This window comes from Microbacterium sp. (assembly GCF_051860965.1).
Lineage (GTDB): Bacteria > Actinomycetota > Actinomycetes > Actinomycetales > Microbacteriaceae > Microbacterium.
On record NZ_JBIMKU010000003.1, the window covers coordinates 32,781 to 56,602 of the forward strand.

Below are 23,822 nucleotides of genomic sequence, written 5' to 3' on the forward strand. Positions count from 1 at the left end.
GAGGCGTCGTCGAACGCTGCACTCGCGCAGGCAGATCCGCGCTTCTCTGCTCGGACGATCTGTGCGAAGCGAGCCGCGGAGCTCTCTGTCGGCGCTGTCGAGGCTGAGCACAACGCACAGCGCCGACGAGCGAAACCTTCAACTTTCAACCCAAAAAAGGGCTGTTAATGAACGTTAACTGTGCCACCAACTGTGCCACGGGGAAAAAATCAGGTTGCGATCCCTTGTAAACACTGGGATCGCGGGCGCGGAGGATAGGGGATTCGAACCCCTGAGAGCTTTCACTCAACACGCTTTCCAAGCGTGCGCCATAGGCCACTAGGCGAATCCTCCAGGGCCCCGGAGGGCCACAGGACATCCTACCTTGCGCGCACGCGCGCTCCTGCACCGCCGGCGTAGACGCTCCCCGGACGGATGATGAGCGACCGGGGCGCGATGACGGCGAGCACGCGGCGCGCCGGGGGAGCGGTGCGCATGAGCTCCGCGCGCACGGCGGCCGCGGCATCCGCGACGTCATTGCCGTGCCAGTACCCGGCGACCGCCGACGACGCGTAGCTCGCGCGCTCGATCGCGCGCACGAGCACGCCGAGTTCGCTCGCCGGCGCGCTGTGGTCGGCGACGAGGCGTGCCGCGAACACGCGTGGGGATTCGTGTGCGGGCACGGGGATGCCGACGTCGATCGCGGCATCCTGGACCGTCAGCCACGCCGCTGCGGAGTCGCCGTTCTCGGCGGCGGTCGCGAGCTGGCGGCGTCGGACCTCGCGCACGAGCGCGGGGACCCCGAGCAGAAGGAGGATCGCCAGCACGGCGCCGAGCGTCGGGAGGGGGTTGACCATGCGCACGGCGTCGCCGGCCGTCTCTCCGGCGCGCGGGTCCTCGGTGTCGAGCGGGCCGCCCGTCGGGTTCGCCGACGGCGAGGCGGTGGGCTGCGGGTCGGTCTCGCCCGGATTGCCGATCTGTCCCGGGGCGACCGATGCGGGGAGGAACGATGTCGGGCTGCCGAGGCCGTTGGTCGGCTCGAACCCGACCCAGCCGATGCCCTGGAAGTGCACTTCGGGCCACGCGTGCAGCAGCGAGCTCGGCACGCTGTAGACCGTCTCGTCGTCGATGCGCTCGGCGGTGGGGATGCCGGGGAGATAGCCGACGACGATCCTCGTGGGCATTCCGAGGCTGCGCGCCATGAGCGCGAAGGCCGAGGCGAAGTGGATGCAGTACCCCTCTTTGACCTCGAGGAACGACGCGACGGCTTCGGCTCCCGATCCGTCGAATCCCTCCTCGACGGGTGCGCTCAGCGAGTAGCGGAAGTCGCTGCCGCGGAACCACCGCTGCAGCGCGATGAGGGCGTCGTAGTCGGACTCCGCGCCCGCCGTCTTCTCGGCCGCGAGCTGCGCGATGATCGGCGGGAGGTCTTCGGGCAGCGCGGTGAGCTCTTCGCGCATCTCGTCGCTGTCGGCCGTGGTGGCGCGGATCTGCTCCAGCGTGGGCCTCGGAGTCACCGAGTCGACCTCGTACTGCTGACCCTGCGCGGTCCCCGCCTGCGACACGACCGTGCGGTTGTAGGGCACCGCGACCCATCCGCCCTGCAGTCCGGTCACCGAGACGGCGGGGTAGGGGATCGGAGCCCAGATGGATGCGAGGTTGACGACGTCCACCGTCGTCGTCGATTCGACCAGTCGCACGTCGTCGTCGATCTCGAGCGCGCCCAGATCACCGTTGCGCTCGAGGGGCACCGTGCGCACGCGGTCCGGTTCCCACACCGCGCCGTCGAAGCGCGAGAGCGTCGTCGCGCGCAGATACGGCGCGTCGGATCCCGAGGTGCGCACGCGCATGACCTCGATCTCGATGGGCCGACGGAGGTCGTCGCCGAGCTGCAGGCTCGCGTCGATGCCGGGTCCGTTGCCGACGCCCGCACCGGTGCGCGGGATCGGCGCCGGAAGGAGCGGAGTCGCGACGAGCGCCACGATCACCGCGACGGCGCCGATGCCGATCGCCGTCGCGGGCACTCCCGCCGAACGCTCGACCGCACGTGCGAGCGGGGGGACGCGCGAGCTCGTCTCGGCGCGGATGAGGAAGAGGATGGATGCCGCGAGCAGCACGAACGCCATGACGTCGAGATCTCCGGGCACGGCGATCGACGGGATGAGCGAGACCGCGATGATCCCGACCGAGGCCAGGAGCGGCATGCGCGCCGTGAGGACGACGTGGTCGACGATGATCGCGAGGAGTCCCATCGCGCCCACGATCATGATCGAGAGCGACGGCGACACGTCGAGCGGCGCGGATCCGTTGGCGATCTCGATGACGGCGCGGTCGACGAGGGCCGGCACGGCGGCGAACGTGTCGAGGGTGGGGATGACCCACAGGATCGCCGTCGTGTTGAGGAACACGCCGGTCAGGAACATGACCCACAGGGCCGCCTCGATGAGGCTCACGCCGACGGCGGGGATGCGGCGACGTCGGGCGAGGTAACCCGCCGCGAGGATGAGCCCCGCCAGCGCGATGGCGCCCAGCATCCATCCCCCCGGCCGCACGACGGGGAGCACCGGCAGCAATGCCGAGACGAGCGCGGCGAAGAGGCCGATCGTGACGGCGAGGTCGCGTCGCGGAGTCGCCCGCTCCTCGACGGGCCCCGGACGCTGCGCGTACGAGGGCGAGGGGCGCGGGTCGGCCTGCGGGCGCGCCCGGACGTCAGACGACATCGTGCACCCCCCGACCGACGCCCGAGCTCCAGGCGAAGGCGAGATCGCCGTCGGGCTCGAGCGCGTGCGCGCGCCAGCCGGCATCGGCGGCACGGTCGAGCGCGTCGCCGACGGGCGACGTCGAGAACAGCAGGGGGAGCGTGCTGTGGTGGGGGACGGCCGCGATGGCGTCGGCGTCGGCGGGATCGAAGCGCCCGACGATCAGGACGAGCGGACCCGTGTTGACGCCCGCGAAGAGGCGCGACAGCTTGCCGAGATGGTCGTCGCGACGCGCGGTCAGGGTCGCGAAGTGGGTCAGCAGGGTCTCGACGTCGTCCATGTCGCCGCCGTCGATGCGTTCGGCGAGCAGAGTGCCGTCGCTGTCGAGCACCTCGACGGCGTACCCGTCGTGCACGAGCCGCGCGACGGCCGAGACGCACATCGACACGGCGGTCTCGAAGCCCGGGTCGGCCCCCGGCGCGCTCAGCGCCTCGGACGACCACCGCAGGACGCCCCGGTCGAGGACGACGCTCGCCTCGGGAGTGGACTCCTGCTCCTCCTGGCGCACCATCAGCTCATCGCGGTGGGCGGTCGCGCGCCAGTGGATGCGGCGCATCGAGTCGCCGGGCACGTAGGGCCGCGCGACGAGGTTGTCGGCGCCCTGGCCGAGCTGGTTCGTCGTGGTGTGCAGGGTCCCGCCCGCCTCGCCCGCGTAGTCGACCAGGGGCGAGAGATCCACGATCGCCGGCGCGACGGTGACGGGCGTGCGATCGCCCAGCATGATGCTGCGCCGCGCGAGGCCGAACGGGTCGGTGAAGCGCACGGCGAGTCGTCCGAGCGCGTGGACCCCACGGCGCACGCCCGTGACCGAGTAGGTGAGATCGACGCTGCGGGCACCGGCGCGCGAGCCGCCCCGCAGCCCTGACCCGAGGGCCGGGAACGTGCCCTGCGCCTTGCCGCGCAGCGCCTTCGGGATGCCGTCCGTCCACGTTCCGGCCGGCGTCGGGAACGCCGAGCGCACCCCGACGCGCACGTCGACGAGCGTCTCGCGGCCGACGGTCGAGATGTCGGGATGCAGCGATCGCACGACTGCATCCGTCGGCCGCGCCAGGTAGAGGGCGGCGAGGGATGCCGCGAGCAGAGCGACCAGGAGAACGCCGAAGTACAGCAGCTCGATGATGCCCGCTTCGTTCGCGATGATGAAGCACGCGAGGGCGAGCACGAGCGCGCCCGTGCCACGGACGGTCAGTGGCCACACGCGTCTCATGACGGTCAGACGTTCACTGGCGCGAGGCGATCGGCACGCGCACGCTCGAGGCGATGCGCTCGAGGATCGTCGTCACGGCGTCGGCGCCGCCGCGCGAGCGGGCGCCGCCGGCCGACCGGGTGGGGATGAGCCGGTGCGCGAACACCGGCACGAGGAGAGCGGTGACGTCGTCGGGGATGACGAAGTCGCGACCGTCGAGGGCGGCCCACACCTTCGCTGCGCGCACGAGCTGCAGCGTCGCGCGCGGGCTGGCGCCGAGACGCAGATCGGCGTGCGAGCGCGTCGCGGCGGAGAGCGCCACGGCGTAGTCCTCGAGCGCGGGGGCGACGTGGACGGCCCGCGCGAACGCGACGAGCGCCGACACCTGGCGGCCCGTGGCGACCGGCACCAGCGCGTCGAGCGGGTTCACCGCGTCGCGCTGGCGCAGCATGAGCGCTTCGGACCGCGGATCGGGGTAGCCCATCGAGATGCGCATCATGAAGCGGTCTCGCTGCGCCTCGGGCAGGGCGTAGGTGCCCTCCATCTCGAGCGGATTCTGCGTCGCGACGACGAGGAACGGCTGGGGGAGCGGATGCGTCCGCCCGTCGACCGTGACCTGCCCCTCTTCCATGGCCTCGAGCAGCGCCGACTGGGTCTTGGGAGAGGACCGGTTGATCTCGTCGGCGATCACGATGTTCGCGAAGATCGCGCCGGGCTTGAACTCGAACTCCCGGTCGACGGGATTGAAGACGCTGACGCCCGTCACGTCGCCGGGAAGCAGATCGGGCGTGAACTGGATGCGACGCACCGTCGCATCCACCGAGGCCGCGAGTGCGCGCGCGAGCATCGTCTTGCCGACGCCGGGAACGTCCTCGATGAGCAGGTGCCCCTCGGCGAGGAAGCACACGAGCGCCGAGCGCACAGCATCCGGCTTGCCGTCGATCACGGTGCCGACGGATGCCAGGATGCCGTCGGTCGCGCGGGCGAACCCCTCGGCCGTCATCGCCTCGGCGGCTGCCGTCGTAGCGGTGTCCGTCACTGCGACCTCCTCGGGTCCGCCGGTCGGCGGTGAGTACAGGGGGGCGTCGTCGCCCTCCGTCGATCGTAACCCGGTTGCCGGACGCGGGGCTCTGGGAGAACCCTGACCGTCACGTCGCCGGCTCTGCGGTTAGACTGGTCTCAGCTCTCCGCGAGGCGGCATCCAGGCCAACTCCCCCAGGACGGAAACGTAGCAAGGGTAACCAGGCTCTGCCGGGTTCGCGGAGAGTCTTACTTTTCCCCGGGGGCTCCGGGGCGCAGCGGCCCGTCGAGCACGGCCCACTGCAGCAGCATGATGGTCTTGGCGTCCTGGATGCGGCCGTCACGCACCATCGCGAGCGCGTCGTCGATGACGAGCTCGAGCAGCTCGATGTGCTCGCCCTCCTCCTCCAGTCCGCCGCGGTCGCTCGAACGGGTGGCGGAGTCGTAGGGCGCCGCGTAGAAGTGGAGACGCTCGGTCACCGATCCGGGACTCATGTACACGTCCCAGACGTGCTCGAGTTCGCCGATCTCGACCCCGGTCTCCTCGGCGGCCTCGCGCCGGATCGCGTCCTCGGGGTTGTCGTCGTCGAGGAGTCCGGCCGCCGTCTCGATCAGCATGCCGTCGGGGTGGTCGTTGACGTAGACGGGGTAGCGGAACTGCCGGGTCAGCAGCACCGTCCGCCGCGCCGGGTCGTAGAGCAGCACCGTCGCACCGTTGCCGCGATCGTACGTCTCGCGCTGCTGCGTCTCCCACGCGCCCGAGGGCGTGCGGTACTCGAGGGTCGTGCGTCGCAGCACGTGCCACGCCGATGCGAGGACGTCGACCTCGGTCACCCGCACATCGGGATTGCGATCCAGGTCGAGCCCCGTGCGATCGAGCCCGATCCGGCCGCGGTGATCGGGCACATCGATGCCGGGTCGGTCGGTCATGCTCGGAGCTTAGTCATCGCAACGTCACAGCGACCGCCTGGCCGTGGCATCCACCCCGCCCGTAGTGTTGACGGGTGGCGCAGAGCATCTTCATCACGTCGGCCGAAGGCCATTCGGGCAAGTCGACCATCGCGCTCGGGGTGCTCGACACGCTCAGCCGCGCGACGCCGCGCGTCGGGGTCTTCCGTGCGATCGCCCGCTCGACGACGGAGCGCGACTACGTGCTCGAGATGCTCCTCGACCACGACGGCGTCGACCTCGCGTACGAGGACTGCATCGGCGTGACGTACGACGACGTGCGGCGGGATCCGGATGCCGCGCTGGCCGTCATCGTCGAGCGGTTCAAGGCGGTCGAGGCGCAGTCCGATGCCGTCGTGATCGTCGGAAGCGACTACACGGATGTCGGCAGCCCGGCAGAGCTCGGCTACAACGCGCGCATCGCAGCGAACCTCGGGGCACCGGTGCTGCTGGTGCTCAGCGGCCGATCGGGCCAGGACCAGACGCAGCCCGAACAGCTCGGCTCGTCGTTTCCGCGCACGCCCGAACAGACGGGTCAGATCGCCGACCTCGCCCTCGCCGAGCTCGTGCACGGCCGGGCCGATCTCTTCGCCGTCGTCGTCAATCGCGTCGAGCCGGACTTCGCCGAGCCCGCGATCGCCGCGATCGAGAAGTCCGTCGTCGCGGCCCTGGGAGCGGATCACGCGCCGGTGCCCGTGTGGGCGATCCCCGAGGACCGCTACCTCGTCGCCCCGTCCATCCGGGGCATCATGCGAGCCGTCGACGGAGAGCTGCTGTCGGGAGACCCCGACCTGCTGACCCGCGAAGCCCTCGGCGTCGTCGTCGCGGGCATGTCGATGGTCAACGTGCTCCCGCGCCTCATCGACGGGGGCGTCGTCGTCATCCCCGCCGACCGGTCCGAAGTGCTGCTCGCGACGCTGCTGGCCAACGCGTCGGGAACGTTCCCCTCGATCTCGGGCATCGTCCTCAACGGGGGATTCGAGCTGCCCGAGCCCATCACGCGGCTGATCGACGGCCTCGGCTCGAGCGTGCCGATCATCACGACGGGGCTGGGCACCTACGAGACCGCCGCGCGGATCATGCGCACGCGCGGGCGTCTCGCGGCGGACTCGCAGCGGCGCTACGACACGGCTCTCGCCCAGTTCGAGCGGAGCGTCGACGCCGACGAGCTGCTGCGGGCGATCGGCGTCGCGGCGCCCACGGTCGTGACGCCGCTGATGTTCGAGTACGGGCTCATCGAGCGGGCGCGCACGCAGCGCAAGCGCATCGTGCTCCCCGAGGGCGACGACGACCGCGTGCTGCGCGCCGCGGCCACGGTGCTCTCGCGCGGCATCGCCGACCTCACGATCCTCGGCGAGGAGATCGAGGTCCGCAGCCGCGCGATCGAGCTCGGCATCGACATCCGGGGTGCCGAGGTCCTCTCGCCGTTCGACGCCGTGCACGTCGAGAAGTTCGCCCGGGAGTACGAGAAGCTCCGCGCCCACAAGGGCGTCACGTACGCGCAGGCGGCGGACACGGTGACGGATGTCTCGTACTTCGGCACGCTCATGGTGCATCTCGGGCTCGCCGACGGCATGGTCTCGGGTGCCGCGCACACGACGGCGCACACGATCCGTCCTGCGTTCGAGATCATCAAGACCAGGCCCGGTGTCTCGGTCGTGTCGTCCGTCTTCCTCATGGCGCTCGCCGATCGGGTGCTCGTCTACGGCGATTGCGCCGTCATCCCGGATCCGACAGCCGAGCAGCTCGCCGACATCGCGATCTCGTCGGCCGCGACGGCCGCGCAGTTCGGGATCGAGCCGCGCGTCGCGATGCTGTCGTACTCGACGGGGGAGTCAGGGTCCGGCGCCGACGTCGAGAAGGTGCGCGCAGCGACGGCTCTCGTGCGCGACCGCGCTCCGGAGCTGCTCGTGGAGGGTCCGATCCAGTACGACGCGGCGGCGGATGCCGCGGTCGCCGCGGCGAAGATGCCGGGCTCCGAGGTGGCCGGGCGGGCGACGGTGTTCATCTTCCCCGACCTCAACACGGGCAACAACACCTACAAGGCGGTGCAGCGCTCCGCCGGCGCGATCGCCATCGGTCCCGTGCTGCAGGGCCTCAACAAGCCCATCAACGACCTCTCCCGGGGCGCCCTCGTGGAAGACATCGTCAACACGATCGCCATCACCGCGATCCAGGCGCAGGGCGAGTGACGATGAGCGTCGTCCTCGTCGTCAACTCCGGCTCGTCCTCGTTCAAGTACCAGCTGCTGGACATGGCGGCCGAGCGCGTGCTCGCGTCGGGACTCGTCGAGCGGATCGGCGAGTCGATCGGGCGTACCGTCCACAAGGTGTTCTTCCACGCCGACGGGCCCGTCGTCGCCGCCTCCGACGCGGCGTACGAGCAGGAGCTGCCGATCCCCGATCACATCGCGGGATTCCAGGTCATGCTCGATGCGTTCGCCGCGCACGGTCCGTCGCTCGCGGAGAATCCTCCCGTCGCCTTCGGCCACCGCGTCGTCCACGGAGGAGCGCGATTCTTCGAGCCCACCCTGGTCACGGGATCCGTGGAGTACGCCATCGATGAGCTCTCGGTGCTCGCGCCCCTGCACAACCCTGGCGCACTTCAGGGCATCCGAGCGGCGAAGGCGGCATTCCCGGACCTGCCGCACGTCGCCGTCTTCGACACGGCGTTCCACCAGACGCTCGCACCCGAGGCCTACACCTACGCCATCGACGCAGCGCTCGCCGAGAAGCACCGCATCCGCCGCTACGGCTTCCACGGCACCTCGCACAAGTTCGTCTCCGAGGCCGCCGCCGCGTTCCTCGGCCGCCCGCTGGAAGACCTGAAGCAGATCGTCTTCCACCTCGGCAACGGCGCGTCGGTCACGGCGATCGACGGCGGACGCTCGGTCGAGACGTCGATGGGCTTCACCCCCCTCGAGGGACTCGTCATGGGCACCCGCTCGGGCGACATCGACCCCGCGGTGCTGTTCCATCTCGCACGCCGCGAGGGCATGAGCATCGACGACCTCGACGACCTGCTCAACAAGCGGAGCGGACTCGTGGGCCTGGCGGGCATGTCCGATCAGCGCGACCTCAAGGCGGCGATCGAGGCGGGCGACGAATCCGCGCTCCTCGCCTACGAGGTGTACGTCCACCGCCTGCGGGCGTACGCCGGCGCGTATCTCGCGCAGCTCGGCGGAGTGGACGTCATCTCGTTCACGGCGGGGGTGGGCGAGAACGCGCCGCTCGTGAGGGCCCATGCGCTCGAGACGCTGGGCTTCGCGGGGGTCGAGATCGATCCGGAGCGCAACACGGCCGCGGCCCGCGGCATCCGGATCATCTCGACCGACGCGTCGCGCGTGACCGTGCTCGTCGTGCCCACCGACGAAGAGCTCGAGATCGCCCGTCAGACACTGACGGTTGTCGACGAGTGAGCTCCGCCGACTACGCTGGACGGACGGTGCGAAGGCGGGCCGTACCCGCTTGCCGATCTCACGCGAAGGGGCCTCGTGACCACCGCTGACAAGCCCGATCTAACCGCGTACGACGCCGTCCTGTTCGATCTGGACGGCGTGCTCACGCCGACCGCCGAAGTGCACATGCACGCGTGGCGGACGATGTTCGAAGAGCTCTTCGCCGCGTGGGACATCGCGCCGCCGTATACCGACGAGGACTACTTCGCCTCGCTCGACGGCAAGAAGCGCTACGACGGCGTCGCGAGCCTGCTGCGCAGCCGAGACGTCGAGATCCCGTGGGGCGATCCCTCGGACCCGCCCGAGGCCGACACGATCTGCGGCATCGGCAACCGCAAGAACGTCGTGTTCGAGCGCGTGCTGCGCGCCGACGGCATCGCGCCGTATCCGGGGTCCGTCGCGCTCCTGGACGTCCTCCAGGCCGCCGGCACGCCCATCGCGGTCGTCTCGAGCTCGAAGAACGCCGAAGAGGTGCTGCGCGTCGCAGGCCTGCGCGAGCGCTTCCCCGTCGTGATGGACGGCGTCATCGCCGAGCGCGACCACCTCGCCTCGAAGCCCGCGCCCGACGTCTTCGTCGAGGGTGCCCGGATGCTGGGGGTCGATCCCGCTCGATCCGTCGCGATCGAGGACGCCATCAGCGGCGTCCAATCCGCCGCCGCCGGAGGCTTCGGACTCGTGATCGGGGTCGATCGCGGGACCGGTGCGTCCTCTCTCACCGACGCCGGGGCGCACCTCGTCGTCGACGACCTTCAGGAGCTCGTCCCATGATGGATCGCGACCGCTTCCCCGTCGACCCCTGGCGCCTGGTCGAGAAGCACTTCTCGGGCGACGACGCGGGCGTCACCGAGACGCTCTTCACCGTCGCGAACGGCTATCTGGGTCTGCGCGGCAACCACCCCGAGGGGCGCCACGCCCACGAGGACGGCACGTTCATCAACGGCTTCCACGAGGTGTTCCCGATCCGGCACGCGGAGCAGGCCTACGGCTTCGCCGAGGTCGGGCAGACGATCGTCAACGCCCCGGATGCCAAGGTCATGCGCGTCTACGTCGACGACGAGCCGCTCTCGCTCGACGTGGCCGACGTCCGCGAGTACGAGCGCTCCCTCGACATGCGCGACGGCGTGCTGCGCCGTCGCATCCACTGGGTGACGCCGTCGGGCAAGGAGGTGCTCATCGAGGACGAGCGGCTCGTGTCGTTCGAGGAGAAGCACCTCGCGGTGCTGTGCCTCACCGTCACGGTGCTCAACGCCGACGCGCCCGTCACGATCAGCTGCCAGATGATCAACCGTCAGGACGGCGAGAACGTCTACGGCGGCACTCCCAACGCGACGAAGAAGGCGGGCTTCGATCCGCGCAAGGCGGAGCGCATCGAAGAGCGCGTCCTGCAGCCGCAGGAGTACTGGCAGGACGGCGATCGCTCGGCGCTGTCGTATCGGGTGACCGAGTCGGGCATGACGCTCGCCGTGATCGCCGACCACGTCATCGAGACCGAGAACGAGCACACCGATCGCCGTCTCATCGAGCCCGACATCGCCAAGAACGTGTTCCGCGTGCAGGCGAAGGCGGGCGTACCGACGAAGGTCACCAAGCTCGTGAGCTACCACACGTCGCGGGGCGTGCCGGCGCGCGAGCTCGTCGACCGCTGCCGTCGCACGCTCGATCGCGCAGCCGGTGAGGGCGTCGCGCGCCAGTTCGAGCGCCAGCGCCAGTGGTTCGACGCGTTCTGGGAGCGCTCGGACGTGCAGATCGGCGGCCACGACGATCTGCAGCAGGCGACGCGGTGGTGCCTCTTCCAGCTCGCGCAGGCGGCCGCCCGCGCCGACGGCCAGGGTGTGCCGGCGAAGGGCCTCTCGGGCTCGGGCTACAGCGGTCACTACTTCTGGGACACCGAGATCTACGTGCTGCCCTTCCTCGCCTACACGACCCCCCTTTGGGCGCGCAACGCGCTGCGGATGCGGTACCTCATGCTGCCCGCGGCCCGCAAGCGCGCCTACCAGCTGAACGAGGCGGGCGCCCTCTTCCCATGGCGCACGATCAACGGCGAAGAGGCGTCCGCCTACTACGCCGCGGGCACGGCGCAGTACCACATCAACGCCGACGTGAGCTTCGCGCTCGCGAAGTACGTGCGCGCGACGGGGGACGTCGAGTTCCTGTACCGCGAAGGCGTCGACATCGCCGTCGAGACGGCGCGGCTGTGGTCGACGCTGGGATTCTGGCGCTCGAGCGACGGCGACGTCGAGGTCGAGTCGTTCCACATCCACGGTGTGACCGGCCCCGACGAGTACACGACGGTCGTGAACGACAACCTCTTCACGAACGTCATGGCGCGCTTCAATCTGCGGTTCGCGGCGCGGACCGTCCGCGAGATGGCCGAGGACGCCCCCGACGCCTACCGCGACATGGTCGAGCGCCTCGGCCTCGATCCCGCTGAGGCCGAAGGATGGGATCGGGCCGCCGAGGCGATGGACATCCCGTTCAGCCCGGCACTCGGCATCCATCCTCAGGATCACGTCTTCCTCGAGCGTGAGATCTGGGACCTCGAGCACACGCCGCCCGAGAAGCGACCGCTGCTGCTGCACTACCACCCGCTCGTGATCTACCGGTATCAGGTGCTCAAGCAGGCCGACGTCGTGCTCGCGCTGTTCCTGCAGGGCAACCACTTCTCCGCCGAGGACAAACTGGCCGACTTCGAGTACTACGACCCGCTGACGACGGGCGACTCGACGCTGTCGGCGGTCGTGCAGGCGATCCTCGCGGCCGAGGTCGGGTATCAGGACCTCGCGCTGGAGTACTTCCAGCAGTCGATCTTCGTCGACCTCGCCGATCTGCACCACAACGCCTCCGACGGCGTGCACGTCGCATCGGCGGGCGGTGTGTGGACCGCGCTCGTCGCGGGATTCGGTGGCATGCGCGACCACTTCGGCGAACTCTCGTTCGACCCCCGACTGCCGGCGGACTGGCCCTCGCTGTCGTACGTGCTGCACTGGCACGGCACGCGTCTGCAGGTGACGGTGACGAAAGATGCCCTGACGGTGGCTGCGAGCGGGGGAGAGCCCGTCGTGTTCAGCGTGCGCGGCGCGGCCTTCGCGATCGGCGACGGGGAAGAGGTCGTCGTGCCGCTCGCGGATCAGGGGCCGGTCATCGCCGGTCGCCCGTCGCTGCGGCACCTGGCCGATTCGCGCCGCGAGGACGGCACGCTGCTGTCGGCCTCGGTGCCGACGGTGACGTCGTCGATCCCGATCGTCGGCTTCGACGACGACGTCGAGCAGGGAGTGGATGCCTGACGGTCGTGACGGGATCCACGCGCCTGCCGAAGTGTCGTGACCACCGCCTAGGCTGGTCGACGTGACCACCGCTCTCTATCGCCGCTACCGGCCCGAATCCTTCGGCGAGATGATCGGGCAGGCGCAGGTCACCGATCCGCTCATGACCGCGCTGCGCGGCGACCGCGTCGGCCACGCCTACCTCTTCTCCGGGCCGCGCGGCTGCGGCAAGACGACGTCGGCGCGCATCCTCGCGCGCTGCCTCAACTGCGCTGCAGGCCCCACCGACACCCCGTGCGGCACGTGCGACAGCTGCGTCGAGCTCGGGCGCGGCGGCGGCGGTTCGCTCGACGTGGTCGAGATCGACGCGGCATCCCACAACGGCGTCGACGACGCCCGCGACCTGCGCGAGCGCGCCATCTTCGCGCCCGCGCGCGACCGGTTCAAGATCTTCATCCTCGACGAGGCCCACATGGTCACGCCGCAGGGCTTCAACGCCCTGCTCAAGCTCGTCGAAGAGCCGCCCGACCACGTCAAGTTCATCTTCGCCACGACCGAGCCCGAGAAGGTCATCGGCACGATCCGCTCGCGCACGCACCACTATCCGTTCCGGCTCGTGCCCCCTGCGGCGATGCTCGAGTACGTGCAGGAGCTCTGCAAGACCGAGGGCGTCGAGGTCGAGGCCGGTGTGCTGCCGCTCGTCGTGCGGGCCGGCGGCGGTTCGCCGCGCGACACCCTCTCGCTCCTCGACCAGCTCATCGCAGGCTCCGAGACGTCGAAGGTCGAGTACGCCCGCGCGGTCTCGCTCCTCGGCTACACCCACGCCGAACTGCTCGACGAGGTGGTCGACGCATTCGCGGCCGGCGACGCGGCCGGAGCCTTCGCCGCGGTCGACCGCGTCGTGCAGACGGGTCAGGACCCGCGTCGGTTCGTCGACGATCTGCTCGAGCGTCTGCGCGACCTGATCGTCATCGCGGCCACGGGCGACGGCGCTGCCGCGGTGCTGCGCGGCATCTCGTCCGACGATCTCGCGCGCATGACCCGTCAGGCCGGCGCGTTCGGCGCCGCGCGCCTCTCGCGCACGGCCGACGTCGTCATCTCGGCCCTCGACGAGATGACGGGTGCCACCTCTCCACGTCTGCAGCTCGAGCTCATGATCGCCCGCGTGCTGGCGAAGGGGATGGATGCCACGGCCCCTGCTGCCGCGGCGGCCCCCGCGACCGTGCCCGCGGCAGATGCCGTGCCGCCTGCCGCGACATCGGGCACCGCCGCCCAGGCGGCGCCCGCAGCCGCAGCTCCCGTCGCTGCCGCCGCCCCGGCGCCCGACACCGCCCCTTCGCCCGAGGCGGACGCCGCTCCGGTCGCGGAGCCCGCGCCCGAGTCCGCCGACCCGATCGCCGCACCTTCGGCATCGGGCCCGGTCACGGCGCAGCGCATGCGCGACGCGTGGCCCGAGGTCCTCGGTCGGCTCGAGAGCATCAGCCGCTCGTCCTGGCTGATCGCCTCGGCGACCCGCGTCGTCGACCTCGACGGCGACCCCGAGAGCCCGAACGTCTCGCTCGCGTTCCAGAGCCCGGCCGACATCGAGAAGTTCAAGCCGCGCACGCACGGCGGCACCGACGCGTACGTCGACGTCCGCCAGGCGATCGCCGAAGTCCTCGGCGTTCAGGTGAAGTTCCGCCCCCGCCTCGACGGTCCCGCCGATGGCGCGAGCGGTCGCGGCGGCGAGACGCCGCCCGCCGCGGACGGCGCCCCTCCGGCCGACGAACCTCCACCTGCCGACGACGACGCGCCGCCTCCACCCGCCGACCCCGGTCCGGCGCCGCGCTCCCAGGCGTCCCCTCGCCCGCGATCCGAGGCGGCGCCGCCCCGCACACCGGCGTCCCGTCCTCCGACATCGGCCTCGGCGGCGCCCGTGACCGAGTGGGCGGTCGCCCGCATCCCGACGACGACGATCGACGACGCACCGGCATCCGCTCGCGTGCCCGTCGCGCTCGCGGTCGACGACGAGCCCGAGGATGCGGCATCCCTCCCCGTCCGCACCGCACCCGCGGTCCGCGAGGGTGAGGTGCTTCCTCCCACCGAGGTCGAGCCGTCCATCGAGCCCGACGACGACGAGGCCGAGGCCGAGGCGATCGCCGACGCTCCTCAGAACGTGCCGCCCGTCGTCGCGCCTCGCGTCACGACGACGGTGCGCAACGACGGCGTGCAGCGCTACGGCGAGGCCGTGGTGCGTCAGGTGCTCGGCGCCACGTTCGTGCGTGAGGAGCCCTACGAGCCGCCCACGAGGTTCAGCTAGCCATGTACGACGGCATCGTCCAAGATCTGATCGACGAGTTCGGCCGGCTCCCCGGCATCGGGCCCAAGTCGGCGCAGCGCATCACGTTCCACATCCTGCAGACGCCGACGTTCGACGTCGCGCGGCTGTCGGAGCTCCTCGCCGAGGTGCGCGAGCGCGTGCGCTTCTGCGAAGTGTGCGGCAACGTCTCCGAGCAGGATCGGTGCAGCATCTGCCGCGATCCGCGTCGCAACGCGAGCGTCATCTGCGTCGTCGAGGACGCGAAGGATGTCGCGGCCATCGAGCGCACGCGCGAGTTCCGCGGGCTGTACCACGTGCTCGGCGGCGCCATCAGCCCGATCGCGGGCATCGGCCCCGACGATCTGCGCATCACGCAGCTCATGCAGCGACTCGCCGACGGCACCGTGCAGGAGGTCATCCTCGCGACCAACCCCAACCTCGAGGGCGAGGCGACCGCCACGTACCTCAGCCGCCTCCTGCGCACCCTCGAGATCGCCGTGACGAGACTCGCGTCGGGGCTCCCGGTCGGGGGCGACCTCGAGTACGCCGATGAAGTGACCCTCGGGCGAGCGTTCGAAGGGCGCCGGTCGGTCTGATGACGACCGCCACCACAGGGCGGTTCACGACCCGCGCGTGGATCCTGTTCGCCGCGATGGCGATCATCTGGGGTCTGCCGTACCTCTTCATCAAGCAGGCCGTCGACTCGTACTCGCCGGCATCCATCGTCGCCGGACGCACTCTCATCGGCGCGCTGCTCCTCCTGCCGTTCGCGCTGCGGGCGAAGGCGCTGCGCCCCGCGTGGCGCAAGATCGGCTGGGTGCTCGCGTTCGGGGCGATCGAGATCGCAGGACCGTTCCTGCTGCTGGGGCACGCCGAGCAGACGCTGCCGTCGGGGCTGACCGGACTGCTCGTGGCGACCGTGCCGCTGTTCGCCGCCATCATCGCGTTCACGCGCGGCGACCGTTCGGTGCTGCGCCCGTCGCGCGCGATCGGGCTCGCGATCGGCTTCGGGGGAGTCGCCGTCATCGTCGCAGGCCCCGGACTCGCCGTCGGCGGGCCGGGCGCCCCGCTCGCGATCGGGGAGCTGCTGCTCGTCGCGATCTGCTACGCGATCGCGCCGTTCATCATCGCGACCAAGCTCAAGGACGTCCCGGCGCTCGGATCGATCACCCTCGCTCTCGCCGCCGTCGGAGTCTTCTACCTGCCCATCGCGCTGCTGACGCAGCACGAGGTGCCGACGGTGCCGAGCACCGTCTCGCTCGTGCTGCTCGGCGTCATCTGCACGGCCGTCGCGTTCATCGTCTTCTTCGCGCTGATCGACACCGTGGGCCCCGCGCGCGCACCGCTGTTCACGTACGTCAACCCCGTCGTCGCGATCGCGCTCGGTGCGATCGTCCTCGGCGAGCAGATCACCCCGGGGCTCCTCATCGGCTTCCCGCTCGTCATCCTGGGTTGCTGGCTCGCAGCGACCGGTGGCACGTTCCGCACCCGCAAGCCGCCGGGCGCACTCCCGCCCATCGCCGCGCCGTAGCGCCGCCCGCGCCTCGTCGCCCTGCGCGCTCGGCTGCGGCATACCGCGCTCTCTTCGAACCCGAGCGAAACCGTCGAGACCGAGTCCCGCGAGCCGTGGTTCGACGGGATCGGTCGGGTTGGGCGTCCGCAGATCCGGGGCGGGTGGCGCCTCAGCGCAGGACTTCGACCAGGGCGACCCACGACACGACGAGCGCGGCGATGATGGCCAGGAGGGCCGCCGCCGCCGCGACGTACAGCGCGGCCGGCAACCCACCGACCGCGAGGACGCCGGCGACGAGATAGAGCACGGCCGGCACGAAGCCGAGCGCCGCTTTGGCCCAATTGGCTCTGCTGCGAGGGTCTCTGTTCCTGATCACCGCGCGCGTGATGCCGAGCTGGAAGACGACGGCGACGACGGCGATGACGAGCACGATCCAGCCGTACCAGGTCTCGTCGATCGCGGGCATCAGCGCCGTCGCCGACACGACGAGCGCGACGACGAGCATCACGATGCCCGAGCCCAGGCGCGCTGTGAGCGAGCGGGACTTCACGATGTCGCCGATGTTGACGCTCGCCGCGACGATCACCAGGCCGCCGAGGGCCGCGGTCGCGCCGACGATGGCGACGTTGAAGTCCTTCCATTCGGCCAGCAGCTCGCTCATGCGTGCACTCTAGCGAAGGCGTCACATGGCCCGTGGGTCATACGGCGATCCGTAAGATGATCCGATGGGCGCGGCATCCGGCGTCCGCAGTTCGGGGAGTTCCAACGTGGCGTTGATCGTGCAGAAGTACGGCGGTTCGTCGGTGGCCGATGCCGAGAGCATCAAGCGGGTCGCGAAGCGCATCGTCGACACCCGTCGTGCCGGTCACGACGTCGTCGTCGCGGTGAGCGCCATGGGCGACACGACCGACGAGCTGCTCGATCTCGCGGGCCAGGTCGCGCCGATCCCGGCGCCGCGCGAGCTCGACATGCTCCTCTCGAGCGGCGAGCGCATCTCGATGGCGCTGCTCGCGATGGCGATCCACTCGATGGGCTTCGAGGCGCGCTCGTTCACCGGCAGCCAGGCGGGCATGATCACGGATGCCACGCACGGCGCCGCCCGGATCGTCGACGTCACTCCGATCCGGCTGAGGGAGGCGCTCGACGAGGGCGCGATCGTCATCGTCGCCGGCTTCCAGGGATTCAACCGCGACACGCGCGATATCACGACACTCGGTCGCGGCGGATCCGACACGACCGCCGTCGCGCTGGCGGCGGCGCTCGACGCCGATGTGTGCGAGATCTACAGCGACGTCGACGGCATCTACACGGCCGACCCGCGGGTCGTCCCCAAGGCCCGCAAGCTCTCCGTCGTCACGAGCGAGGAGATGCTCGAGCTCTCGGCGAACGGCGCCAAGGTGCTGTACATCCGCGCGGTGGAGTACGCACGTCGCCACGGCGTGCTGATCCAGGCGCGCTCGACGTTCTCGTCGAGCGTCGGAACCTATGTGCTCGGCCCGGGGATGACCCTCCCCGACGGCGAAGGAGAAGAGATGGAAGAGCCGATCGTCGCGGGTGTCGCGACCGACCTCACGCAGGCCAAGATCACGGTCATCGGCGTGCCCGACGTGCCCGGCAAGGCGGCCGAGATCTTCAAGGTCGTGGCGAAGTCCGGCGCCAACGTCGACATGATCGTCCAGAACGTGTCGATCGCGGCGACGGGCCGCGCGGACATCTCGTTCACCCTCCCCAAGACCGATGCCTCCGCGGCGCTCAAGGCGCTTGCGGGCGATCAGTCCGACATCGGGTTCGAGAGCCTCGTGCACGACGACCAGATCGGCAAGCTCTCGGTCGTCGGAGCAGGCATGCGCACGCACTCGGGCGTCTCGGCGACGCTGTTCGAGGCGCTGAGCGTCTCGGGCATCAACATCGAGATGATCTCGACCTCGGAGATCCGCATCTCGGTCGTCCTCCGCGGCGACGACCTCGCGGAAGCCGCGCGTCTCGTCCACACGGCCTACGGTCTTGACGGCACGAGCGACGCCGTCGTCCACGCCGGAACCGGCCGATAGTATCGAGCATCCCGCTCACACAGGACCGCGCCTCCCGCGCACTATGACGAGGACAGTCACGACATGACCCGCATCTCCGATTCCGGACTCTCCGTCGCCGTCGTCGGCGCCACCGGCCAGGTCGGCACCGTCATGCGCGACATCCTCGCCGAGCGCGGGTTCCCGCTGCGCGAGCTTCGCCTCTTCGCGACCGCGCGTTCCGCGGGCGCCGCCATCGGCTTCGGCGGCGAGACGATCATCGTCGAGGACGTCGCGACCGCCGACCCGACGGGCATCGACATCGCGCTCTTCTCCGCCGGCGCGACCGGCAGCCGCGCCCACGCCCCGCGCTTCGCCGAGGCCGGCGCCGTGGTCATCGACAACTCCAGCGCGTGGCGCATGGACCCCGACGTGCCGCTCATCGTGAGCGAGGTCAATCCGCATGCGATCGCCGAAGCACGCAAGGGCATCATCGCCAACCCGAACTGCACGACGATGGCCGCCATGCCGGTGCTGAAGGTGCTGGATGCCGCGGCCGGCCTCGAGCGTCTCATCGTCAGCACGTACCAGGCCGTGTCGGGCTCCGGCATCGCCGGGGCGGAAGAGCTGCTCGGCCAGGTCGAGGGCGTGCTCGCGCAGGGCGACACGCTCCGTCTGGTGCACGACGGGTCGTCCATCGACTTCCCCCAGCCCGAGAAGTACGTCGCCCCCATCGCGTTCGACGTCATCCCGTTCGCGGGCAACCTCGTGGACGACGGCTGGAACGAGACCGACGAAGAGAAGAAGCTCCGCAACGAGAGCCGCAAGATCCTCGAGCTGCCCGACCTCCGCGTCGCCGGCACGTGCGTGCGCGTGCCGGTCTTCACGGGCCACTCGCTCAGCATCCACGCCGAGTTCCGCGACGACATCACGCCGGATCGCGCGCGCGAGATCCTCGGCTCGGCCCCGGGCGTCGTGCTCGAAGAGGTGCCGACGCCGCTGCAGGCGGCCGGCAAGGACCCGAGCTTCGTCGGCCGCATCCGCGCCGATCAGTCCGCCCCCGAGGGCAAGGGACTCGTGCTGTTCATCAGCAACGACAACCTGCGAAAGGGCGCGGCTCTCAACGCCGTGCAGATCGCCGAGGTCGTCGCCGCATCCCTCGGCGCGAACGCCTGACCCGAGGCATCCGTGGTCGACTCGTCCGTCGTCCGCAAGTGGGTGCTCGACGCCAACGACGGCATCATCTCGACGACGGGCATCGTCCAGGGCTTCGCAGGCGCCGGCGCGAACGACGAGACGGTGCTGTTCGCCGCCATGACCCTCATGATCACGGGCGGGCTGTCGCTGGCCGGTGCGGCCTACGCCGAGGCGGCGCAGGACCGCGCGGCCGAGCTCGCGATCATCGAGGAGGAGCAGCGACAGCTCGCGCTGAGCCCTGCCGAGGAGCGCGCCGAGGTGCGCGACCACTACGTGCGCCGCGGCCTGGATCCCGACCTCGCCGATCAGGTGGCCGACCAGCTCATGCGCAGCGACCCGCTCGGCGCCTCGCTCGAGGTGGAGTACGGGATGCTGGAGGGCGCCGCGCCCGCGACCAGACCGTGGGGGGTCGCGTCCCGCGGCTTCTTCGCGTTCGTCTCCGGCGCCTTCCCCCTCACCGCCGCCGTCGTCTTCCTGCCCGATGACTGGCGACTGCCGATCTCGCTGCTCGTCGTCATCGTGTCGCTCACCGTCACGGGGCTGGTGTCGGCACGGGCCGGGACGGGGCATCCCGTGCGTGCCGTCATCCGCTCGATCACGATCGGCCTCTTCATCGCCCTGCTCGCGTTCCTCGCCGGAAACGTCTTCGAGGTGCTCGACCAGTTCATCCCGCAGATCGACGTCGACGGCGACGGCTGAGCGTGGAATCCGGACCTCGCCGAGAAGCCTAGGATTGTATCGTGAGTGAACCCGTCGACGTCGTGCTCATCGGCGGTGGCATCATGAGCGCCACCCTGGGCACCCTCCTTTCCGAACTCCAGCCCGACTGGAAGATCGTCGTGTACGAGCGCCTCCACGATGTCGCGCTCGAGAGCTCGAACGCGTGGAACAACGCGGGCACCGGCCACGCGGCACTGTGCGAGCTGAACTACATGCCCGAGGGCAAGGACGGCTCGGTCGATCCCGCCAAGGCGATCTCGATCAACGAGCAGTTCCAGCAGAGCCGCCAGCTCTGGTCCTCCCTCATCGATGAGGGCGTCCTCGATGCCCCGTCGACCTTCATCAACTCCGCTCCCCACATGACGTTCGTGCAGGGGGAGAAGGACGTCGCGTACCTCAAGAAGCGCTACGAGGCCCTCAAGAAGGAGCCCCTGTTCGCCGGCATCGAGTACTCCGAGGACTCCCGCGTCATCAACCAGTGGGCGCCCCTGCTGATGCAGAAGCGGCGTGCCGGCGTGCCGTTCGCAGCCACCCGGGTGCCGGCCGGAACCGACGTCGACTTCGGCGCGCTGACCCACCAGCTGTTCGCCAATCTGCAGACCAAGGGCGTCGAGGTGGTTACGAACCGCGAGGTGCGCAGCATCCGTCGCCGCAAGGACGGCACCTGGCGCCTCAACTGGCGCAACACGATCGGGCGCACACCCGGTCACACCGACGCGAAGTTCGTGTTCGTCGGCGCGGGCGGGTGGGCTCTCAAGCTCCTGCAGTCCTCGCGCATCCCCGAGATCTCCGGCTATGGCGTGTTCCCGATCGGCGGGCAGTGGCTCAAGACCTCGAACCCGGCGCTCGTCGCGCAGCATAAGGCCAAGGTCTACTCCCAGGCGTCGGTGGGCGCCCCGCCCATGTCGGTGCCGCACCTCGACACCCGCATCGTCGACGGCGAGGCGTCCCTCCTCTTCGGACCGTTCGCGACGTTCAGCCCCAAGTTCCTCAAGAACGGGTCGGTGTTCGACATCGTCTCGCAGGTGCGCCCCGGCAACATCGGCCCGATGCTCAAGGTGGCGATCGACAACCCGTCGCTCATCTCCTACCTGGTGGGCGAGCTGCTGAAGAACCACGCGAAGAAGGTCGACAGCCTCCGCACGTTCATGCCCACCGCGAAGGACGAGGACTGGGAGCTCCTGCAGGCAGGCCAGCGCGCGCAGGTCATGAAGAAGGACCCGGAGAAGGGCGGCGTCCTGCAGTTCGGCACCGAGGTCGTCACGAGCGCCGACGGCTCGATCGCCGGGCTCCTCGGCGCCTCGCCGGGTGCCTCGACCGCCGTGTCCATCATGCTCGGGCTGCTGAAGACGTGCTTCCCCGAGCAGATCGACGGATGGCAGCCGCGGCTGCGCGAGCTCATCCCGAGCTACGGCCAGACGCTCAACACGCGTCCCGAGGTCGCTCAGGAATCGCTCGCCGAGACCGCCGAGACGCTGGCCCTCACGGCCTGACGCCGCCCGCCCCTAGGGTGTACGCATGGGGCGATGGATGCGGGGGCTGCTCGCCGCGTTCGCGGTGGCGTTCGTCCTCGTGCTCACGGCGGCTCCGGCATCCGCCGACGTCGACGACTTCTCGTACGACTCGTTCGATGCCGACCACTGGCTGATCCGCGACGCGGGCGGCCGGAGCGCGCTCTACACGACCGAGACGCTCGTCGCCCGCTTCCCCGCCTTCGATCAGAACCGCGGCATCGTGCGCTGGCTGCCCCGCTCCGACTCGGGCATCGACCTGCAGACCACCGTCATGAGCGTCACCGGCGAGGGCGGAGCATCCATCCCCTGGTGGACGGAATCCGACGACGAGTGGATCTACGTCCTCACCGGCAACGACGACTACGTCCGCGGCGTGCAGACCTATGTCATCTCGTACACGATGCAGGATGTCGTGCTGCGCTACGACGACACCGATGCCGACGAGTTCTTCTGGGACACCGTCGGCACGGATCACGCGCAGCCGTTCGCGAGCGCGACCTCGCGAGTGCACATCGCGGGCGCTGCAGCGGGCGGGCTCCTCGACGATCGGGCGTACTGCTACCGGGGCGAGGCCGGCTCGACCGACCGGTGCGAGATCTCGTCCCCGGAGCCGGGCGGCCCGTGGCCCGACGACGTGAGCGCGTGGGCGTCGTCGAAGGGAGCGATGGATGCCGCGAGCGACGCGGTCGTGATCACCGCCGACGGGGGAGCGGTCGGCCCCTACGAGGGCGTCACCCTCTCGATCGGATTCGCGCAGGGCACCTTCGCGGCCCCGAGCCCGCCTCCTCCTCCGCCGTACCCGTGGTGGGAGTGGATCGTGCCGGTGCTGGCGATCCTGTCGGGCATCGGCGGGCTGGTCTTCGTGCTGGTGATGAAGGCCGTCCTGCGCCGGAACCCCGACCACTCGCCGGTCATCGTGCAGTACTCGCCACCCGAGGACGAGTCGCTCACGCTCTCAGCCGGTGTGCTCGACGTGCCCGAGCGTGCGCTCGCGGCGCACGTCGTCGACCTCGCCGTGCGCGACCGGGTCGAGATCACGGCCTCGGGCGGGCGCGACGATCCCGGGGACTTCGCCCTGGTCCTGACCGACCGCGCCGACCTCGAGCACGACGACCGCCGGGTGATCGATGCTCTCTTCGGCAAGAACGCGAAGCCGGGGGTGAAAGTCGGACTCGGCTCGTTCGCGCACAGTCCTCCGGGTCGCGCGGTCACCTACGTCCGGCGCATCGACGAGTTCACCCTGCAGCGCGGATACCGGGGCAAGCGTCCGGGGTGGATCGACGGCGTGCGGGGGCTTGTGCAGTTCGGCGGTCTCGGCCTCGGATTCGCCCTGTTCTTCTTCTCGAGCGAGGCCTTCTCGGTGCTGGACGACCTCGGTGAGCTCGGCACGGCGCTGTACTTCCTGGCGATCGGCAGCGGACTGTTCGCCGGCTTCATCCTGCCCCTGTTCCGCCTGCCGACGACCGTGCTGACGCTCGCGGGTGGGATGCATCGCACCGACCTCGACGGCATCCGCGAGTACCTGCGTCTCGCCGAGGAGGATCGCCTGCGCGCCGCGCAGTCGCCGCGGACGGCCGATCTCGTGTCGTCCGGCCGCCGGGCGTACGGCGACGAGCCGAACGCGCCGGGCTCGGACGTGGTGAACCTGTACGAGCGGCTGCTGCCCTACGCCGTGCTGTTCGGCATGGAGCGGCAGTGGGTCGAGGTGATCCGTGCCGCGGCGCCCGCGGCCGTCGTCGCCGCGCGCGTGTCGCTCTTCGACGTCGTCGTGTCGGACTCGCTGTCGGATGCCTCGGGGTCGATCGGCCGGCTCGCCGCGACGCCCGTCTCGCGCGGCTCCTCGAGCTCGGGCGGGTCGTCCTCGAGCTCGGGCTGGTCGTTCTCGGGCGGTTCGTCGGGCGGGGGCTTCTCGGGAGGCGGAGGCGGTGGCGGCGGCTTCGGCGGACGCTGACTCACCG

Annotated in this window: 17 protein-coding genes, 1 tRNA gene and 1 other RNA gene; 13 read left to right on the top strand and 6 right to left on the bottom strand. The window is 70.4% G+C overall.

Annotated elements, in window-relative coordinates:
- Positions 1-248 precede the first annotated feature (248 nt).
- The 4 genes from ACTIFV_RS06065 to ACTIFV_RS06080 form a co-directional block, all read right to left on the bottom strand.
- Positions 249-333, bottom strand: a tRNA-Ser gene (locus ACTIFV_RS06065).
- A gap of 26 nt (positions 334-359) precedes the next feature.
- Entirely contained in the window at positions 360-2,699 is a 2,340-nt protein-coding gene (locus ACTIFV_RS06070) for a transglutaminaseTgpA domain-containing protein (RefSeq protein ID WP_439591883.1), read from the bottom strand.
- Positions 2,689-3,945 carry a DUF58 domain-containing protein gene (locus tag ACTIFV_RS06075; RefSeq protein WP_439591884.1) on the bottom strand — a complete coding sequence of 419 codons (1,257 nt, stop codon included), beginning with the start codon at positions 3,943-3,945 and terminating at the stop codon, positions 2,689-2,691. Before ACTIFV_RS06075 ends, ACTIFV_RS06070 begins: the two co-directional genes overlap by 11 nt.
- A 13-nt stretch (positions 3,946-3,958) precedes the next feature.
- The gene (locus ACTIFV_RS06080; RefSeq protein ID WP_439592298.1) at positions 3,959-4,927 is read right to left on the bottom strand and encodes an AAA family ATPase; all 969 of its coding nucleotides are present in this window, start codon (positions 4,925-4,927) and stop codon (positions 3,959-3,961) included.
- A 175-nt stretch (positions 4,928-5,102) separates the two neighbouring features.
- Here ACTIFV_RS06080 and ffs point away from each other — a divergent pair.
- An RNA gene (ffs, locus tag ACTIFV_RS06085) (signal recognition particle sRNA small type) lies at positions 5,103-5,199 on the top strand.
- Here ffs and ACTIFV_RS06090 read toward each other — a convergent pair.
- Positions 5,194-5,874 (bottom strand): NUDIX domain-containing protein, encoded by a 681-nt coding sequence (locus ACTIFV_RS06090; protein WP_439591885.1) that lies wholly within the window; start codon positions 5,872-5,874, stop codon positions 5,194-5,196. The genes ffs and ACTIFV_RS06090 overlap by 6 nt on opposite strands.
- 74 nt (positions 5,875-5,948) lie before the next feature.
- Here ACTIFV_RS06090 and pta point away from each other — a divergent pair, with 74 nt between their 5' ends.
- The 7 genes from pta (at position 5,949) to ACTIFV_RS06125 (ending at position 16,442) form a co-directional block, all read left to right on the top strand.
- The gene (pta, locus tag ACTIFV_RS06095) at positions 5,949-8,084 is read left to right on the top strand and encodes a phosphate acetyltransferase (RefSeq protein ID WP_439591886.1); all 2,136 of its coding nucleotides are present in this window, start codon (positions 5,949-5,951) and stop codon (positions 8,082-8,084) included.
- Positions 8,085-8,086: 2 nt separating this feature from the next.
- Positions 8,087-9,310: an acetate/propionate family kinase gene (locus ACTIFV_RS06100; RefSeq protein WP_439591887.1), complete on the top strand. Its 1,224-nt coding sequence runs from the start codon at positions 8,087-8,089 to the stop codon at positions 9,308-9,310.
- A 75-nt stretch (positions 9,311-9,385) separates the two neighbouring features.
- Positions 9,386-10,117 (top strand): HAD family hydrolase, encoded by a 732-nt coding sequence (locus ACTIFV_RS06105; RefSeq protein WP_439591888.1) that lies wholly within the window; start codon positions 9,386-9,388, stop codon positions 10,115-10,117.
- On the top strand, positions 10,114-12,633 hold the full coding sequence (locus ACTIFV_RS06110) for a glycoside hydrolase family 65 protein (protein WP_439591889.1): 2,520 nt from the start codon (positions 10,114-10,116) through the stop codon (positions 12,631-12,633). Before ACTIFV_RS06105 ends, ACTIFV_RS06110 begins: the two co-directional genes overlap by 4 nt.
- Before the next feature lie 61 nt (positions 12,634-12,694).
- Positions 12,695-14,911: a DNA polymerase III subunit gamma and tau gene (locus tag ACTIFV_RS06115; RefSeq protein ID WP_439591890.1), complete on the top strand. Its 2,217-nt coding sequence runs from the start codon at positions 12,695-12,697 to the stop codon at positions 14,909-14,911.
- A gap of 2 nt (positions 14,912-14,913) precedes the next feature.
- Complete coding sequence (gene recR, locus ACTIFV_RS06120; protein WP_439591891.1) at positions 14,914-15,507, top strand: recombination mediator RecR; 594 nt, start codon at positions 14,914-14,916, stop codon at positions 15,505-15,507.
- A complete protein-coding gene (locus ACTIFV_RS06125; RefSeq protein WP_439591892.1) occupies positions 15,507-16,442 on the top strand; it encodes a DMT family transporter in 936 nt (311 codons plus the stop codon). Before recR ends, ACTIFV_RS06125 begins: the two co-directional genes overlap by 1 nt.
- A gap of 151 nt (positions 16,443-16,593) precedes the next feature.
- Here ACTIFV_RS06125 and ACTIFV_RS06130 read toward each other — a convergent pair whose 3' ends face one another.
- Complete coding sequence (locus tag ACTIFV_RS06130) at positions 16,594-17,085, bottom strand: hypothetical protein (protein ID WP_439591893.1); 492 nt, start codon at positions 17,083-17,085, stop codon at positions 16,594-16,596.
- Between the two features lie 106 nt (positions 17,086-17,191).
- On the opposite strand from ACTIFV_RS06130, the gene ACTIFV_RS06135 reads away from it, so the two are divergent.
- From ACTIFV_RS06135 to ACTIFV_RS06155, 5 genes are all read left to right on the top strand, one after another.
- On the top strand, positions 17,192-18,475 hold the full coding sequence (locus ACTIFV_RS06135; RefSeq protein ID WP_439592299.1) for an aspartate kinase: 1,284 nt from the start codon (positions 17,192-17,194) through the stop codon (positions 18,473-18,475).
- Positions 18,476-18,538: 63 nt separating this feature from the next.
- Positions 18,539-19,609, top strand: coding sequence for an aspartate-semialdehyde dehydrogenase (locus ACTIFV_RS06140; protein ID WP_439591894.1), 1,071 nt, complete (start codon positions 18,539-18,541; stop codon positions 19,607-19,609).
- Between the two features lie 12 nt (positions 19,610-19,621).
- Positions 19,622-20,329 carry a VIT1/CCC1 transporter family protein gene (locus tag ACTIFV_RS06145; protein WP_439591895.1) on the top strand — a complete coding sequence of 236 codons (708 nt, stop codon included), beginning with the start codon at positions 19,622-19,624 and terminating at the stop codon, positions 20,327-20,329.
- Positions 20,330-20,370: 41 nt separating this feature from the next.
- Positions 20,371-21,843, top strand: coding sequence for a malate:quinone oxidoreductase (locus tag ACTIFV_RS06150; protein ID WP_439591896.1), 1,473 nt, complete (start codon positions 20,371-20,373; stop codon positions 21,841-21,843).
- Between the two features lie 25 nt (positions 21,844-21,868).
- Positions 21,869-23,815 carry a DUF2207 domain-containing protein gene (locus ACTIFV_RS06155; protein ID WP_439591897.1) on the top strand — a complete coding sequence of 649 codons (1,947 nt, stop codon included), beginning with the start codon at positions 21,869-21,871 and terminating at the stop codon, positions 23,813-23,815.
- Positions 23,816-23,822: the final 7 nt, after the last annotated feature.

Bases quoted from the DNA above. Each gene is read 5' to 3' on its own strand.
- ACTIFV_RS06070 (WP_439591883.1), bottom strand. From the start codon at position 2,699: ATGTCGTCTGACGTCCGGGCGCGCCCGCAGGCCGACCCGCGCCCCTCG.
- ACTIFV_RS06075 (WP_439591884.1), bottom strand. From the start codon at position 3,945: ATGAGACGCGTGTGGCCACTGACCGTCCGTGGCACGGGCGCGCTCGTG.
- ACTIFV_RS06080 (WP_439592298.1), bottom strand. From the start codon at position 4,927: ATGACGGCCGAGGGGTTCGCCCGCGCGACCGACGGCATCCTGGCATCC.
- ACTIFV_RS06090 (WP_439591885.1), bottom strand. From the start codon at position 5,874: ATGACCGACCGACCCGGCATCGATGTGCCCGATCACCGCGGCCGGATC.
- ACTIFV_RS06100 (WP_439591887.1), top strand. From the start codon at position 8,087: ATGAGCGTCGTCCTCGTCGTCAACTCCGGCTCGTCCTCGTTCAAGTAC.
- ACTIFV_RS06110 (WP_439591889.1), top strand. From the start codon at position 10,114: ATGATGGATCGCGACCGCTTCCCCGTCGACCCCTGGCGCCTGGTCGAG.
- recR (WP_439591891.1), top strand. From the start codon at position 14,914: ATGTACGACGGCATCGTCCAAGATCTGATCGACGAGTTCGGCCGGCTC.
- ACTIFV_RS06125 (WP_439591892.1), top strand. From the start codon at position 15,507: ATGACGACCGCCACCACAGGGCGGTTCACGACCCGCGCGTGGATCCTG.
- ACTIFV_RS06130 (WP_439591893.1), bottom strand. From the start codon at position 17,085: ATGAGCGAGCTGCTGGCCGAATGGAAGGACTTCAACGTCGCCATCGTC.
- ACTIFV_RS06140 (WP_439591894.1), top strand. From the start codon at position 18,539: ATGACCCGCATCTCCGATTCCGGACTCTCCGTCGCCGTCGTCGGCGCC.
- ACTIFV_RS06155 (WP_439591897.1), top strand. From the start codon at position 21,869: ATGGGGCGATGGATGCGGGGGCTGCTCGCCGCGTTCGCGGTGGCGTTC.